This window comes from Pseudonocardia sp. N23, assembly GCF_002583555.1.
GTDB lineage: Bacteria > Actinomycetota > Actinomycetes > Mycobacteriales > Pseudonocardiaceae > Pseudonocardia.
In genome coordinates this window covers 67,062-84,814 of the sequence record NZ_BEGX01000028.1, presented here as the reverse complement: position 1 = coordinate 84,814, position 17,753 = coordinate 67,062, and the positions used below count along the sequence as shown (strand labels likewise).

Below are 17,753 nucleotides of genomic sequence, written 5' to 3'. Positions count from 1 at the left end.
GGTCTGGGAGCTGTGGGGCCCGCTGCTGCACGGCGGCCGGCTCGTCGTCGTCCCGATCGAGGTCACGCGCTCGCCCGGCGAGATGCTCGACCTCGTCGCGGCCCAGGGCGTCACAGTGCTCAGCCAGACACCGTCGGCGTTCCACCCCCTCGCCGCCGCCGACGCCCTGCGCGACGACGACCCCTGCGCGACGCTGCGCACCGTCGTCTTCGGTGGCGAGGCTCTCGACCCGACCAAGCTCGCCGCCTGGTTCGCCCGCCACCCCGTCGGCCCGGACATGGTCAACATGTACGGCATCACCGAGACGACGGTGCACGTCACGCACCGGCTGCTCACGGCACACGACGCTCTCACCAGGCACAGCCCGGTCGGCGTGGGGCTCCCCGGGCTGCGGGTCCATGTTCTCGACGACGGGCTCGCGCCGGTCCCGCCGGGCGTCGCCGGGGAGGTCTACGTCGGCGGGCCGCAGCTGGCCCGCGGCTACCTCGGCCGGGCCGGGCTGTCGGCGGGCCGGTTCGTCGCCGACCCGTTCGGCCCGCCCGGGGCGCGGCTCTACCGCAGCGGCGACGTCGCGCGCTGGACCCGCGACGGCGAGCTGGACTTCGTGGGGCGCAGCGACTCCCAGGTCACGATCCGCGGGTTCCGCATCGAGCTGGGCGAGATCGAGGCGGCGCTGCTGGCCGACCCGGCGGTGTCGCAGGCCGCGGTCATGGCCCGCACCGACCGCGGTGAGCCGCAGCTGGTGGGCTACGTGGTCGGCGGCCTCGACCCGGCTGAACTCCGCGAGTCCCTGAGCCGGACGCTGCCCGCCCACATGGTCCCGGCCGCCGTCGTCGTCCTCGACGCGCTGCCCTTGACCGTCAACGGCAAGCTCGACGTCCGCGCCCTGCCCGCACCCGACTTCGCCGGACTCACCGGCGACCGGACGCCCGCGACCGAGGTCGAGGCGCGGCTGTGCCGGGCGTTCGCCGAGGTCCTGGGCCTGCCGACGGTCGGGCCGGACGACTCGTTCTTCGCCCTCGGCGGCGACTCGATCATGTCGATCCAGCTCGTCTCCACCGCCCGCGAGGACGGCATCGCGATCACCCCGCGCGCCGTGTTCGAGCGCCGCACCCCGGCCGGGCTGGCGGCCGTCGCGACCCTCACCGGGGCCGCCGCGGTCCGGCACGACGACGGTGTCGGCGAGGTCCCGGCCACCCCGATCCTCGCCGAGATGCTCGAACGCGGCGGCGACCACCGCCGCTTCTCCCAGTCGACGGTGCTCACCCTGCCCGCGAGCGTCACGGGTGCGGCGCTGCGGCACGCGGTCGCGACCGTCGTCGACCATCACGGCGCCCTGCGCGCCCGGCTGGCGGGCGACCACCTCGTGGTGCCGGCGCCGGGATCGCTCCCGGTGGAACGGGTGCTGCGTCGCGAAGCCCTCCCCGAGGGCGCGACCTGGGCGGACAGCTGGGTCGTCGACACCTGGAACGCGGCCGCCGACCGGCTCGACGTCGAGGACGGCGTCCCGATCCAGGTCGTCTGGCTCGACGGTGGCGACCGCGGCAGCAGGCTCTTCGTGCTGGTGCACCACGCGGTCGTCGACGGGGTGTCGTGGCGCATCCTCGGCCCCGACCTCGCCGCGGCCTACCGCGGCGAGCCGCTCGCGCCGGTGCCGACGTCGCTGCGCACCTGGGCCCTCGGGCTCACCGCGCTCGACCGGTCCGCCGAGCTGCCGCTGTGGCGCGAGGTGCTGGCCGATCCCGAACCCGCGCTCGGCACCCGCGAGCTCGACCCAGAGGTCGACGTCGTCGCCACGATGCGCGAGGTCGTCGTCGAGGTCCCCGCCGACGTCACCGACGCCGTGCTCACCACCGTCCCGGAGGCGTTCCACGGCGGCGTCGACGACGTCCTGCTCAGCGGGCTCGCACTCGCGACCGCGAAGGTCCGCGGTGGCGAGCACGTCCTCGTCGGGCTGGAGGGGCACGGCCGCGAGGACGACGTCGTCGACGGAGCCGACCTCTCCCGCACGGTCGGCTGGTTCACCAGCGTCCACCCGGCGCGGCTCGACCTCACCGGCCTCGACGTCGACGACGCCTTCGCCGGCGGCCCCGCGGCCGGGACCCTGGTCAAGCGGGTCAAGGAACACCTGCGGTCGCTGCCCGACCGGGGGATCGGCTTCGGGCTGCTGCAGAACGAGCTGGCAGGCCTCCCGCGCCCGCAGATCGCCTTCAACTACCTGGGCCGCATGGGGAGCGCCCCGGGGACGAGCGAGCCGTGGACACCCGCGCCCGAGTTCGGCGCCCTCGGCGGCACCTCCGACGCCACCGCCCCGGCGACCTGGCCGCTCGAGGTCAACGCCATGACCGACGGCGGCCTCCTGCGCGCCACCTGGGCCCACCCGCCCGGGGTCGTCGACACCGCCGTCGTCGAATCCCTTGCCGCCCACTGGGTCGAGGCGCTGACCGCGCTCGCCCGTCACGTCGAGGCGGGTGATGCCGGCGGACTGACCCCGTCGGACGTCTCGCTCGTCTCGGTCAGCCAGGAGCAGCTCGACCTGCTCGGATCGAAGTGGGGTTTCTGATGGCGTCGCGTATCGAGGACGTCCTGCCGCTCTCGTCACTGCAGCAGGGAATGCTCTTCCACGCGCTGTTCGACGAGACCGCGGTGGACGTCTACACCGTCCAGACGGCGATCGAGCTGACCGGCGCGCTCGACGCCGCGCGGCTGCGCGCCGCCGCCGACCACGTCATCGGCCGCCACCCCAACCTGCGGGCGGCGTTCGTCCACGACAGCGGCGAGCCGATGGCCGTCGTGCTGCGCGAGGTCACCGCGCCGTGGGAGGAGCGCGACCTCACCGGCGCCGACCCGGCCGAGATCGCCGAGCTGCTCGCCGCCGACCGGCGCACCCGCTTCGACATGCAGGCCCCGCCGCTGATGCGGTTCATGCTGCTGCGGACCGCCCCTGACGTGCACCAACTGGTGCTGACACACCACCACATCCTGCTCGACGGCTGGTCGGTCCCGATGGTGGTCCGCGAGATCATCGCCCGCTACGCGGGGGAGTCCCTGCCACCGGTCCGGCCGTTCAAGGACCACCTCGCCCGGCTCAAGGCCCTCGACCCCGCCGCGGGCGAGGCCGCCTGGGCCGCCGCGCTCGCCGACCCGCCGGAGCCGACGCGCATCGCCCCGCCCGAGGCCTCGCTGACCGCGGCGCTGCCGGTGAAGGTGCCGGTGACCGTCCCTTCCTCGGTCACCGCCTTTGCCCAAGCCCACGGCCTCACCCCCAACACGGTGCTGCAGGGCGCGTGGGGGCTCGTGCTCGCGACCGCGCTGGGCCGCGACGACGTGCTCTTCGGCTCCGTCGTCTCGGGGCGTCCCGCCGACCTGCCCGGCGTCGCCGACATGGTCGGGCTGTTCGTCAACACCGTGCCGGTGCGGGTCCGGATCCGCGCGGGCGAGACCGTCGCCGCGTTCCTGTCCCGGCTGCAGGCCGAGCAGGCCGCGCTGATGGACCACCAGCACGTCGGGCTGGCCGACATCCAGCGCGTCGCGGGCGTCGGCGAGCTGTTCGACACCCTCTACGTCTTCGAGTCCTACCCCGTCGACGTCGACGCGATCGGCGACGCCGAGCAGGCCGCCGAGCTGCGCGTCTCCGACGTCACGGGAGTCGACGCGACCAACTTCCCCCTCGGCCTCACCGCCGGACCCGGCCCCGACGGCGGCCTCGTGCTGTTCCTGGAGGTCCGTCCCGACGTCATCGGAGAGGCCGTCGCGCAGGGGTGGGCGGACCGCCTGGCGCGCGCCGTCGAGGCGTTCGTCGCGGGCCCCGACGCGACCCTCGGTGACCTCGACCTGCTGACCTCCGGCGAGCACGCTCTGCTCGCGCGGTGGCGCACCCGGCCCCCGCAGCCGCTCGACGCCGAGACCGTCGTCGACACGTTCCGCCGCCGTGTCGCCCGCAACCCCGACGGCCTCGCCGTCGTCGCCGCCGACGAGACCCTCACCCTCGCCGAGCTCGACCTGCGCGCCCGCCGTCTCGCACACGCGCTGGTGGAGGCGGGTGCCGGCCCGGACCGGACGGTCGCGTTCACCGCGACCCGCAGCGCCGCGACGTTCGTCGCGATGCTGGGGATCTGGTACTCCGGCGCGGCGTACCTGCCGCTCAACCCGCTGCACCCCGCCGAGCGCACCCGCACGATCCTCGACGACGCGGCCCCGGTCGCCGTCGTGGGCGGCACCGTGCCGGAGCCGCGCCGGGACGCGCCCGCCCTTGACGAACCGGTCGCCGTCGACTCCCGCAACGCCGCCTACGTCATCTACACCTCCGGCACCACCGGCGTGCCCAAGGGCGTCGTCGCCACCCACGGTGGCCTGGCGAACCTGCTGGCCGCCCACCTGCACGAACCGCTCGGCCACCTCCCGCTCGGCCGCGCCCTGTCGACGGCGTCGTTCACCTTCGACGGCGCGATCGACCCCCTGCTGTGGATGCTCGTCGGGCACGAGCTGCACGTCGCCACCGACGACGAGGTCGCCGACCCCGACGCGCTCGTCGCCCGCATCCGCGACGCCCGCATCGACTTCATCGACCTCGTCCCGGTGCACATGGCCCAGGTCGTCGAGCGCGGCCTGTTCGCCGCCGGGCAGTGGCATCCTGGCGTCGTCACCGTCGGCGCCGAGGCCGTCGGCACGACGCTGTGGCAGCAGCTCGCCGAGCAGCCCGGTCTCGTCGCCTACAACTGCTATGGCCCCACCGAGTACACCGTCGACGCCACGTGTGCGCTCATCACCGAAGGAACCGTCCCGACGATCGGCCGGCCGATGGCCGCGACGACGGTCCACGTCCTCGACGCCGCGCTGCGCCCCGTCGCGCCCGGCGCCGTGGGTGAGCTGTACCTGTCGGGCCCGCAGCTGGCGCGGGGATACCTGAACCAGCCAGGCCTGACCGCGGCCCGTTTCGTCGCCGCGCCGCAGGGCCGGCTCTACCGCACCGGCGACCTCGTCCGCTGGACAGACGACGGCCGGCTCGACTACCTCGGCCGCTCCGACGACCAGGTCAAGATCCGCGGCTTCCGCATCGAGCTGGGCGAGATCGAGTCCGTGCTCGCCGCCCACCCCGCGGTCGGTGCGGCGGCCGTGATCGTCGCCGCGGACGGGCCGCGCCGTCTCGTCGGGTTCGCGACGGGTGCGGTCACCCCCGACGAGCTGCACGAACACCTGTCGATGCGGCTCCCCGAGCACATGGTCCCGTCGGCGATCGTCGTGCTCGACGAGCTGCCGCGCACCACCGCGGGCAAGATCGACCGGCGCGCGCTGCCCGTCCCCGCCGCGACCGGCGGCAGCGGCCGGGCGCCGTCGACCCCGCTGGAGGAGCAGCTCGCGGCCCTGTTCGCCACCGCGCTCGGGGTCGACGAGATCGGCGTCGACGACTCGTTCTTCGCCCTCGGCGGCGACTCCATCGTCTCGATGCAGCTGGTCGGCCGCGCCCGCGCCGCCGGGCTCGCGTTCTCCCCGCGCGACGTGTTCGAGCACCGGACCGTCGCCGCGCTCGCCGCCGTCGTTGCGGGCCGGGAGGCTGCCGTCGAGTCCACCGCGACGCTGGTGACCGACCCCGAGACGCTGCGCCGGCTGCGCACGACCCACCCGACCGCCACCGACGTCTGGCCGCTCACCCCGTTGCAGGAGGGCCTGCTGTTCCACGCGTCGTTCGACGACGCCGACATCGACCTCTACACGGTCCAGAGCGAGCTGGAGCTGGTCGGGCCGCTCGACCACGACCGCCTCCGCGCCGCCGGGCGCGGGCTGCTCGCCCGGCACGAGAACCTGCGCACCGCGTTCGTCACCGACGGCGACGGGGCCGTGCAGGTCGTGCTCGACGACGTCGACATCCCGTTCGCCGAGATCGACCTGCGCCGCGACGCCGACCCCGCCGCCGAGGTCACGCGGATCGTCGAGGCCGACCGGGTCGCCCGGTTCGACGTGGCGTCGCCGCCGCTGCTGCGGTTCACGCTGATGCAGCTGCCCGACTCGGGGGACGAGCAGCGGCACCGGCTGCTCATCACCAACCACCACATCGTGCTCGACGGCTGGTCGTCGCCGATCGTGGTGGCCGACCTCTTCGCGCTCTTCGGCGGCCTCGGCGAGCCCGGCGCGGCCCCGCAGCTGCCCGAGGTGCGCCCGTTCCGCGACCACCTCGCGTGGCTGGGCGCGCAGGACCGCGATGCGTCCCGCGCGGCGTGGGCGCAGGCGCTCGACGGCGTCGAGGAGCCCACCCGGCTCGTGCCGGACTCGCCGGGGGCGGCCGTCCCCGAGCAGCGCGGCATCGACCTCGACCCGTTGCTCACCGCCCGGTTGACGGAGGTGGCCCGCGAGCGCGGCGTCACCCTCAACTCGATCGTCCAGGCCGCCTGGGGTGTGGTGCTCGGCCGGCTGACCGGCCGCGACGACGTCGTCTTCGGCGCCACGGTGTCCGGACGGCCCGCCGCGCTGGCCGGGTCGGACGCGATGGTCGGGCTGTTCATCGACACGGTCCCGGTGCGGGTCCGGCTGCGCGCCGCCGAGCCGCTGGCCGACCTCGTCGGGCGGGTGCAGGCCGAGCAGGCCGCGCTGTCGGACCACTCGTGGCTGGGCCTGGGCGCGATCCAGTCCGTCGTCGGGCGGGGCGAGCTGTTCGACACGCTCACCGTCTTCGAGTCCTACCCCGTCGACGACGAGAGCCTCGGCAAGGCCGAGCAGTCCACCGGGCTGCGCACCGTCGGTGTCGACGGCCGCGACGCCACCCACTACCCGATCGTCCTCGTCGCGATCCCGGGCGACCGGCTGCACCTGGGCCTGAAGTACGTCGCCTCCGCAGCCGCACAGGCCGAGCGGCTGCTCGACCGCGTCGTCCGGGTGCTCGTCGCGTTGGCGTCCGACCCGACCGTCCAGTGTGGACGAGTCGACGTGCTGAACGCGCGCGAGACGGCGTTGATCGGGTCGCGCAACGCGACGGCGTCCGGCCGGGCGCTGCGGGACTCGTTGTGGGGCATGGTGGCCGAGCAGGTCGCCGCCGCTCCCGAGGCGATCGCGGTGGTCGGCCCCGACGAGACACTGACCTACGGCGAGTTCGACGCACGGGTCGCGGCGCTGGCGTCGCGGCTGCGGTCGCTCGGTGTCGGACCCGAGGTCGCGGTGGGGGTACTGCTGCCGCGGTCGGTCGACCTCGTCGTCGCGCTGTGCGCCGTGCTGCGCGCGGGCGGGGCGTTCGTCCCGCTGCAGCCCGAGTGGCCCGCCGAGCGGATCGAGGGCATGTGCGTCTCGGCGGGTGTCTCGGTGGTCGTGAGTGGCGATACTCGCTGCAGCGAGTATCGCCACTCACAGGTGCGGGTGGACGCCGTCGACGGGTTCGTGCCCGACGGGGCCGTGCGCGGCGACAACGCCGCCTACGTGATCTTCACGTCCGGGTCCACCGGCGTGCCCAAGGGTGCCGTGATCAGGCACTCCGCGATCTGCGCGCGGCTCGACTGGCAGCGCGACATGCTCGGCTACGGCCCCGGCGACGCGGCGCTGTTCAAGGCGCCCATGGGCTTCGACATCTCCGTCAACGAGATCTTCCTGCCGCTCGCGACGGGCGGCCGGCTGGTGATCGCCGAGCCCGACGGCGAGCGCGACCCGCAGTACCTGCTCGACCTGATCACCCGCGAGCGCGTGACGTTCGCCTACCTGGTCAGCTCGATGCTCGACGTCATGCTGGAGCTGGGCACCCCGCCCGCCTCCCTGACGCACGTGTGGTGCGGCGGCGAGGTGCTCACCCCGGGCCTGTTCGACCGCTTCCGCGCCGCCTTCCCCGACTCGGTGATGTACCACGGGTACGGCCCGGCCGAGGCGACGATCGGTGTGTCGCACCGCTTCTACCGGGGCGACGACCGTCGCGAGTCCGTGTCGATCGGCGTCCCCAATCCCGACACCCGGGTCCTGGTCCTCGACCCCAACCTTCGGCCGGCACCGGTGGGCGTCGTCGGCGAGCTGTACACCGGCGGGCTCCCGCTCGGCCGTGGATACGTCGGCGACCCCGTCATGACGGCGTCCCGCTTCGTCGCCGACCCGTGGACGCCCGGTGAGCGGCTCTACCGCACCGGCGACCTGGGCCGCTGGAACGACGCGGGCGAGCTGGAGTTCGTCGGGCGGGCCGACCACCAGGTCAAGATCCGCGGGATGCGCGTCGAGCTGGAGGAGATCGACACGGTCCTGACCCGGCACCCCGGTGTGCGGCAGGCGGTCACGGTGGTGCGGGACAACGCACTCGCGTCCTATGTGGTCGGTTCCGTCGACGACGACCCCAGGGAGTTCGCCACCCGGTTCCTGCCCGAGCACATGGTGCCCGCGACGGTCACCGTGCTGGACGCGTTCCCCCTGACCGCCAACGGCAAGGTCGACCGCAAGGCGCTGCCCGACCCCGCGCGGGAGATCGTCGCGAGCCGGGCGCCGCAGGGACCGGTCGAGGAGGCGCTCTGCGCGCTGTTCGCCGACGTGCTCGGCGTGGAGACCGTCGGCGTCGAGGACTCGTTCTTCGCCCTCGGCGGCGACTCGATCGTCTCCATGCAGCTCGTCGCGCGCGCCCGCGCCGCCGGATACCGCTTCGCTCCGCGCGACGTGTTCGAGGCCCGCACCGTCGCCGCTCTCGCCGCCGTCCTGTCCGGACGAGGTGAGGACACCCGTCCTGTCGACGACACCCCGACCGGCGACGTCCCGCTCACCCCGATCGTCACCTGGCTCGTCGACAACGTGCCCTCGTTCGACCGGTTCTCCCAGGCCACGATGCTCGTGGTCCCGCAGCTCGACCACGACAGGCTCGTCGCGGCCGTCGGCACCCTGCTCGACCACCACGACGCGCTGCGTTCCCGGCTGCACTCCGTCGACGGCGACCGGCGGCACGAGATCACCGCCCCCGGCACGGTCGACGCGGCCGCCCTGGTCCGCCGCGTTCCGGCCGTCGACGAGACCGTGTTCGCCGACTCCGTGGGCGCGCTCGACCCGGCGAACGGCGTGATGCTGCAGGTCGCGTGGTCCGACGACAGGCTCCTGGTCGTCGCGCACCACCTCGTCGTCGACGGGGTGTCCTGGCGGCTGATCGGAGACGACCTCGCCGCCGCCTACCGCGGCGACCCGCTGACCCCGCGTGGGACGTCGTTGCGCGCGTGGGCCCGCGGGCTCGTCGACGCCGCGGTCGCGCCGGCGCGAGAGGCCGAGCTGAGCTGGTGGCGCCGTGTCCTGGACGCCGACGAGCCGCTGCTCGGCGACCGTGCGCTCGACCCGGCCGTCGACGTCGTCGGCACCGTGTCCGAGGTCGAGGTCGAGCTGCCCGCCGACGTCACCGCCGCCCTGCTCACCTCCGCGCCCGAGACGCTGCGCACCGGCATCACCGACCTGCTGCTCGCGGGCCTCGCCACCGCGGTCGCGGGCGTGCGCGGGGGGGACTCCGTCCTCGTCTCGCTGGAGGGGCACGGCCGCGAGGAGCAGGCCGTCCGCGGCGCCGACCTGTCCGGCACCGTCGGCTGGTTCACCAGCGTCCACCCCGTCCGGCTCGACGCCGGCGGCCCGATCGGCGACGTCGTCGCCCGGGTGAAGCAGCATCTGCGCTCGGTGCCCGACCACGGCATCGGCTACGGCCTGCTGCGCCACCTCAACTCGCGCACCGGTCCCGAGCTGGCCGGATACGCCGGCCCGCAGATCGGCTTCAACTACCTCGGACGGTTCGACGGCGGGGCACCCGCGTCGGAAACCGACTGGGGCCCGGCGCCGGAGGTCTCGGGCCTCGCAGGCGACGCCGACCCCACGCACCCGGCGTCGTCGGCGCTGGAGATCAACGCGGCCACGGTCGACGGCGCGGGCGGTCCGGTGCTGCGCGCCGCGTTCGCCTTCCCGACCGGGCTGCTCACCGAGGACCGGGTCCGCGCGATCGCCGACGCCTGGCGCGCCGCGATGGCCGCCATCGTCGCCCACGCCGCAGACCCCGACGCCGCCACGCTCACGGCCGCCGACCTCCCGCTCCTCGACGTCACGCAGGCCGACGTCGACCGCTGGTCCGCGCGCTACCCGGGCCTGGCCGACGTGTGGCCGCTCTCGCCGCTGCAGTCCGGGATGCTCGTCCACGCCCAGCTCGACGAGCGCGACGCCTACGTCGTGCAGACCTCGCTCGACCTGGACGGCGACCTCGACCCCGAGCGGCTGCGCCGGGCGCTGCGGGCGCTGCTGGCCCGCCACCCCGGGCTGAGTGCCGCGTTCCTCGCCGACGACGGTGTCCAGGTGATCCCCGGGTTCGCCGACGTCCCGGTGACGGTCGTCGACGTCGCGTCCGACGCGGACCTCGCCGCGCGGGAGGACGCCGAGCGGGCGCGCCCGTTCGACATGGCGTCGCCGCCGCTGATGCGGGTCCTGCTGGCCCGCAGACCCGACGGCACGCACCGGCTGGTGCTGTCGAACCACCACATCCTGCTCGACGGCTGGTCGATGCCGCTGCTGGTCGCGGACCTGTTCGCGCTCTACGCGGGCACCGACCTCCCGCCTGTCCGCTCCTACCACGACCACCTGTCGTGGCTGGCGTCGCAGGACGCGGAGGCCGCCCGCGCGGCATGGACGGAGGCCCTGGCCGGGCTGGAGGAGCCGACGCGCCTCGCCGCCGTCGGTGGTGCGCCGGTGCCGCCCGAGGAGGTCGGGGCCGCGCGCGGGGGCTCGTTGTCCGCCTTCGCGCGGGACGCCGGGCTGACCGTCAACTCGGTCGTGCAGGCCGCGTGGGGCCTCGTGCTCGGGCGCGTCCTCGGCCGTGACGACGTCGTCTTCGGCGCCACCGTCTCCGGCCGGCCGCCGACGCTCGACGGCGCCGAGTCGATCGTCGGGCTGTTCATCGACACCGTTCCCGTCCGCGTGACGACGCGGCCGGCTGAGCCGCTCGTCGACCTGGCCCGGCGCGTCCAGGCCACCCAGATCGCGCTGGCCGACCACACCTGGCTCGGCCTCGGCGCGATCCAGCAGATCGCGGGCGTCGGCGAGCTGTTCGACACCCTCGCCGTGTTCGAGTCCTACCCCGTCGACGCCGAGGCGGTCACCGAGGCCCAGGCTGCGGGCGGGCTGACCACCACCGCCGTCGACGGCCGCGACGCCACCCACTACCCGGTGGCGCTGGTGATCCAGCCCGACGGGGACGGCTGGCACTTCGCCGTCCGCTACCGCCCGGACCTGCTCACCGAGGCCGACGCGCAGGCGTTGCTCGACCGACTGTGCACGGTGCTCGACGCGACGGTCGCCGACCCGACGACGCCGTCCGGCCATGTCGACGTCCTCACCGACGCCGAGCAGACGCTGATCGACGGCCGCAACGCCACGACGTCGGGCCGTGAGCTCCCGGAGTCGTTGTGGGGCATGGTCGCCGCCCAGGTGGCGGCGGCCCCGGACGCGGTCGCGATCGTCGCCCCGTCCGGTGAGCGGCTGACCTACGCGGAGTTCGACGTCCGAGTCGCCGCACTGGCGTCGTCGCTGGTCGAGCAGGGTGTCGGGCCGGAGGTGACCGTCGGCGTGAAGCTGGAGCGGTCGGTCGACCTGGTCGTCGCGCTGTGCGCGGTCCTGCGGGCGGGCGGTGTGTTCGTCGCGCTGCAGCCGGAGTGGCCTTCCGAACGCATCGAGAACATGTGTCGCTCGGCGGGCGTCGAACACGTCGTGAGTGGCGGTACTGGCTATGGCCGGTACCGCCACTCACAGGGGGTTCGGGGCGCGAACGCCGCCTACGTCATCTTCACGTCGGGGTCCACCGGGGTGCCCAAGGGTGCCGTGATCAGGCACGACGCGATCTGTGCGCGGCTGGCCTGGCAGCGGGACATGCTCGGGTTCGGGCCCGGCGACGCGGCGTTGTTCAAGGCGCCCATGGGCTTCGACATCTCCGTCAACGAGATCTTCCTGCCGCTCACCACCGGCGCGACGCTGGTGATCGCCGAGCCGCAGGGCGAGCGCGACCCCGAGTACCTGCTCGACCTCATCGCCCGCGAGCGCGTCTCGTTCGCCTACCTCGTCAGCTCGATGCTCGACGTCATGCTGCAGCTGGGGACGGCGCCCGCGTCGTTGCGGCACGTGTGGTGCGGCGGCGAGGTCCTGACGCCGGCGCTGTTCGACCGGTTCCGCGCGGCCTTCCCCGACTCGGTGATGTACCACGGCTACGGCCCGGCCGAGGCCACGATCGGTGTGTCGCACCGCTTCTACCGCGGCACGGACCGGCGCGAGTCGGTCTCCATCGGCGTGCCCAACCCGGACACCCGGGTGCTCGTCCTCGACCGGAACCTGCGGCCCGCGCCCGTCGGCGCGGTCGGCGAGATCTACACCGGCGGGCTCCCGCTGGGCCGTGGCTACGTCGGGGACCCGGTGATGACGGCGGCGCGGTTCGTCGCCGACCCCTGGACCCCCGGCGAGCGGCTCTACCGCACCGGCGACCTCGGCCGCTGGAGCGCCGCGGGTGAGCTGGAGTTCGTCGGGCGCACGGACCACCAGGTGAAGGTCCGCGGGATGCGCGTCGAGCTGGAGGAGGTCGACACCGTCCTGGCCCGGCACCCCGACGTGCGCCAGGCCGTCACGGTCGTCCGCAACGGCGCCCTCGCGTCCTATGTGGTCGGATCGCCGAGTGACGACGTCCGGGCGTTCGCGGCCCGGTTCCTGCCCGAGCACATGGTGCCGACGACGGTCACTGCGCTCGACGCGTTCCCGTTGACCGCCAACGGGAAGGTCGACCGCACGGCCCTGCCCGACCCGGCAGCCCCGACGACCGGCAGCGCCGCGCCGACGACGGCGACCGAGCGACAGCTCGCCGCCCTGTTCGCCGAGCTGCTCGACCTGCCCGAGGTCGGCGTCGACGACTCGTTCTTCACCCTCGGCGGCCACTCCCTGCTCGCTGTGCGCCTCATGGGCCGCATCCGCGCCGAGCTGGGCGACGACCTGCCGATGCGGGCGATCTTCGACGCCCCGACCGTCGCGGCCCTGGCGGCGAGGATCGGCGGGCCGGCCACGCCGACGCGTCCGCCGTTGACCGCGGGGGAGCGCCCCGAGCGGGTGCCGCTGTCGTCGGTCCAGCAGCGGTTCCGGTTCGAGCAGCAGCTCGGCGCGACGGCGACGGTCCCGTTCGTCTTCCGGGTCACCGGTCCGCTCGATGTGGAGGCGCTGCGCGCCGGGATCGTCGACGTCGCCACCCGGCACGAGGCCCTGCGGACGGTGTTCGGCGACGGCCCCGACGGTCCGGCGCAGCACGTTCTGGAGCCCGCGGCCGTGGCAGCGGCCGTCGGCGGGCCCGTCGTCGACCTCGACCCGGCCGACACCGAGCGGCTCACCGCGTTGCTCACCGGCGCCGTCGGCCACGACTTCGACCTGGACCACGAGCCGCCGTTGCGGCTCACCGTGATCCGGGAGGCGCCGCAGAGCCACGTCGTCGCACTGGTCGTGCACCACGTCGCCGTGGACGAGTGGTCGGCCCCGATCCTGCTCGACGAGTGGGCGCAGGCGTACGCCGCGCGCCGCGACGGCCGCACCCCGGCCTGGGCGCCGCTGCCCGTGCAGTACGCCGACTACGCCCTCTGGGAGGAAGCCCTCCTCGCCGGGCCGATGACCGCCGTCCTCGACCACTGGTCCACAGCGCTCGCCGACCTGCCCGACCGGATCGAGCTGCCCACCGCCACCCCGCGCCCCGCGACACCCAGCGGGCGTGGCGGCAGCGTCGACATCGAGGTCGGAGCCGCGACCGCGCAGCGGCTGCGGACCCTGGCCCGCGACGAGTCCTCCAGCGACCTGCTGGTGCTCACCTCGGCGGTCGCGGCCCTGCTGTCGCGGCTCGGGGCCGGCGACGACGTCGCGATCGGCACCCCTGTCGCCGGCCGCGACGACGCGGCGCTCGACGGGCTCGTCGGCTGCTTCGTCAACACCGTCGTGCTGCGCGCCGACCTGGCGGGCGCTCCGACGTTCCGGCAGGTCGCCGGGCGGGTCCGGGAGAACGGGCTGGCGGCGTTCGAGCATTCGGCGCTGCCGTTCGACCGGCTCGTCGCTCACCTCGACCCGCGCCGCGACCCGTCGCGCAACCCGTTGTTCCAGGTCATGGTCACCCACGGGACCGCGGGCGGCGGCGCATGGACGCTTGCCGGCACCGAGGTGGCCGACCTGGCGGGGGAGCGGACGTCGGCCCAGTTCGACCTGACCTTCGACTTCGCGACGGCTCGGGACGGCCGGCTGCGCTGCGCGGTGGAGTACAACGCCGACCTGTTCGATCGGGCTTCGGCACAGGCGTTGGGCGACCGGCTCGTCCGGCTGCTGGAGCAGGTCGCGGCCGACCCCGAGGTCGTGGTCGACGACCTGTCCGTCCTGGCCGACGACGAGGGGGAGCGGCTCACCACGCCGCCGCTGCTCCCGGCTCCGACGGTCCCGGAGCTGGTCGCCGGGCTCGCCGCCCGGCCCGCCGCCATGTGTCTCACCGCGGGCGACGACCGGCGCGACTCGACGCGCGTCACCTCCGACATCGCACGCTGGGCCCGGCATCTGGCGGGCCTCGGCTGCGGCCCCGAGGACGTCGTCGGCGTGGTGCTTCCCCGCGGCGCCGACCTCGTGACCATGCTGCTCGCCGTGCAGGTCGCGGGCGCGGCGTTCGTGGCCGTCGACCCGACGGTGCCCGCGGACCGCAAGACGGTGCTGCTGGCCGGCACCGTCGCCGTCGTCACCCACTCGTCGGTTCCCGCGGACGGGCTGCCCGCGTCGGTGCGCAGGGTCGACGTCGACACCACGGACGTCGCAGGCCTGCCCGCGCACCCGGTCACCGACGCCGACCGCGTCGCTCCGCTGTACCGCGACCACCCCGCGTACCTGGTGTTCACCTCGGGCTCGACGGGGGTGCCCAAGGGGGTGCTGGTCAGCCACGACGCGCTCGCCCGGCTGGCCGCGACCCATCACGACCGGCTCGCCGTCGACGACGCCCACGGCGTCCCGCGGCCGCTGCCGCGGGTCATGCACTCGGCCGAGTTCTCCTTCGACGCCTCCTGGGACCCGCTGCTGTGGATGCTGGAGGGCTGCGAGCTCGTCGTCGCCGACTCGGCGACGATGCGCGACCCCGAGGCGCTGATGGCGCTCGTCGAACGCGAGCGCATCGACGCCATCGACCTCACCCCGTCCTACGTCGACGCGCTGCTGAGCAGCGGCATCTGGGACCGGCCGGGCCACCGGCCGTCGATCATCGCCGTGGGCGGCGAGCCCATCACCGACCGCATCCGGGAGCGCTTCGCCGGCGGCGAGACGTACTTCGTCGACCTGTACGGGCCCAGCGAGACCACCGTCAACGCCTACCGCTGGCGACTCGACTGGGAGCAGGGCGAGGGGCCGGTGGCGGGCTTCGGCGTCGCCGTCCTCGACGACCGGCTGCGTCCCGTCCCGGCCGGTGTCCTCGGCGAGCTGTACCTGTCCGGGCCGGGGCTGGCCCGCGGCTACCGCGACGCGCCCGCACAGACGGCCGCACGGTTCGTCGCCGACCCGTGCGGAGAGGACGGCGCCCGGATCTACCGCACCGGCGACCTGGCCCGGATCGGTGTCGACGGGCGGCTCACGCTGCACGGCCGCGCCGACGACCAGGTCAAGATCCGCGGGCACCGCATCGAGCTCGGCGAGGTGGAGGCCGTGATCGGCGGCCATCCGCGGGTCGGGCGCGCGGTCGTCGTCATGCGGGGTGCGGGCCAGGCGCGGCGGCTGCTCGCCTACGTCATCCCCGCCGACCCCGGCAACACGGCGGACCTCGACATGGCCGTCCGGGCGCACGTCGCGGCCCGGCTGCCCGGGTACATGACGCCCGCGGCGGTCGTCGTCCTCGACACGCTGCCGCTCACCCGCCACGGCAAGGTCGACCGCCGCGCGCTGCCCGAACCCGAGACGACGACGGTCGCCGAGCGTGAGCCGTCGACCGCGTCGGAGATCGCGCTGTGCGCACTGTTCGCGCAGGTCCTCGAGGTCGACCGGGTCGGTGTCGACGACGGCTTCTTCGACCTCGGCGGGCACTCGCTGCTGGCCACCCGGCTGGTCGCACGGATCCGGGCCGAGCTGGACGCGGACGTCTCCGTCGCCACCGTCTTCCAGGCGCCGACACCCGCGGCCCTCGCGGCGACCCTGACGTCGGCGGAACCCTTCGACGCCGTCCTGCGGCTGCGCACCGGCCCCGACGAGGGACCCGCCGTGTTCTGCCTGCCGCCTGCGATCGGCATCGGCTGGACCTACGCCCGGCTGCTGCCGCACCTGCCGCCGGACGTCCCGGTGTTCGCGCTGCAGGACACCGGCGACGGCACGGCGTCGATCGCCGAGCTGGCCGACCGCTACGCCGCCATGATCCGTGAGCTGCGCGCGCAGGGACCGTACGTCCTGCTCGGTTGGTCGCTGGGCACGGTGCTCGCCCACGAGGTCGCAGCGAGGGTGGGGCCGACGCCGCTCGTCGTCATGATCGACGGGTTCCCCGAGGCGTCCGCACCGGACGTCGAGGAGCTCAGCGAGGACGACGCCCTCCACGAGCTGCTGCTGTTCACCGGCTACGACCTCTCCGACCTCTCCGACCTCTCCGGGGACGACTTCGGGCCGGCCGCGGTCCGTGAGCTGGTCGACGGGCGGCCGGGGCTGCTCGCCGGAGTGTCCGACGAGCACATCGGCGAGGCCGCAGCCCGGATCCGGCGGATCTCCGCGGCCCGCTACGACGGCCCGTCGCACCGGTCGTCGTCACGTCTGGTGTTCTTCAAGGCCGGCCGCGACGCCACCCCGGCTGCGCCCCAGGACTGGCAGCCGTTCTACGACGATCCCCTCCAGGTGGTCGTCGTCGACGCCACGCACGCCGAGATGCTGGCGCCCGGACCCGTGGCGGAGCTGGGTCCGGCGCTGCGGGCAGCGGTGGAGGATGTACTCGACAGGACAGAGGAGAGCTGATGAGGGACCAGCCGGACGCGCGGCCCGCCGACGTCGTCGCCGTCGAGGCCCTGTCGCCGAGCATCGTGCGCGTGGTGGTGGAGGTGTCCGGGTTCGAGTCGCTGGGTGTGTCCGACGAAGGGTGCGTGCTCACGTTCCCGGCCGACGGATCGAGCGCCGCCGAGTCCGATGTGGAGCGTGGACACTGGTACACGGTGCGCCGCGTCGAGGGCGACCGCGTCACGTTCGACGTGATCGTCCACGAGGGTGGGGCGGCGTCGTCGTGGGCACGCCGCGGGAAGCCGGGAGACCAGCTCTCGCTGACCTACCAGAACAGCTGGATGGTCCGGCCGGAGGACGCCGGCTGGCAGGTGCTGCTCGTCGACACCACGGGCCTGCCCGCGGCGGCGCGCATCGTCGAGGAGGCGCCTGCGGGGATGCGCACGATCGTCGTCGCGGAGGTCCCGTCTGCCGCCGACGAACAGGCTCTCCCCGGCGCCGAGGTCACCTGGGTGCACAACCCAGAGGTCGTGCACGGCGGGTCCGAGCTGGAGCGGATCGCGCGGGAGGTGGAGCTGCCCGACGGGCCGGGGTATGTCTACGTCGCGGGCGAGGCCGCCGCGACGCGGGCTGTCCGCAAGTACCTGCGCCACGAGCTGACGCTGCCCGCCCAGTCGTACGGCGTGATCGGCTACTGGCGCCGGGACGCCGCGGCGTGGGCCGAGCGGTTGGCGCGGTCGTCCGTCGACATCGGAGAGCTGTGGGAGCAGGCCGAGGCCGAGGCGAGCAACGAGGAGGAGGCGATGGACCTCTACGAGGAGCGGCTGGGCCGCGCCGGGCTCCTGTGA

3 protein-coding genes (1 of these 3 only partly in view) are annotated in these 17,753 nt (G+C 74.5%); all 3 read left to right on the top strand.

What is annotated here, in order from left to right; all coding sequences use genetic code 11:
• Tightly spaced (each overlapping or abutting the next), the 3 genes in view from TOK_RS08630 to TOK_RS08620 form a layout consistent with a single transcriptional unit that may run on beyond the window.
• Positions 1-2,563, top strand: the 3' end of a protein-coding gene (locus TOK_RS08630; protein WP_172457487.1) for a non-ribosomal peptide synthetase. The gene continues 12,404 nt to the left of window position 1, outside the view; 2,563 of the gene's 14,967 nt are visible here — the last part of the coding sequence; its start codon lies off the left edge, out of view; it ends in the stop codon at positions 2,561-2,563.
• Positions 2,563-16,926 (top strand): non-ribosomal peptide synthetase, encoded by a 14,364-nt coding sequence (locus TOK_RS08625; RefSeq protein WP_098957273.1) that lies wholly within the window; start codon positions 2,563-2,565, stop codon positions 16,924-16,926. The genes TOK_RS08630 and TOK_RS08625 overlap by 1 nt, the downstream gene beginning before the upstream one ends.
• Positions 16,926-17,753 carry a siderophore-interacting protein gene (locus TOK_RS08620; RefSeq protein ID WP_098957272.1) on the top strand — a complete coding sequence of 276 codons (828 nt, stop codon included), beginning with the start codon at positions 16,926-16,928 and terminating at the stop codon, positions 17,751-17,753. Before TOK_RS08625 ends, TOK_RS08620 begins: the two co-directional genes overlap by 1 nt.

What these genes read in the sequence shown, in the direction of transcription:
- TOK_RS08625 (WP_098957273.1), top strand. Translation starts at nt 2,563, where the DNA reads ATGGCGTCGCGTATCGAGGACGTCCTGCCGCTCTCGTCACTGCAGCAG.
- TOK_RS08620 (WP_098957272.1), top strand. Translation starts at nt 16,926, where the DNA reads ATGAGGGACCAGCCGGACGCGCGGCCCGCCGACGTCGTCGCCGTCGAG.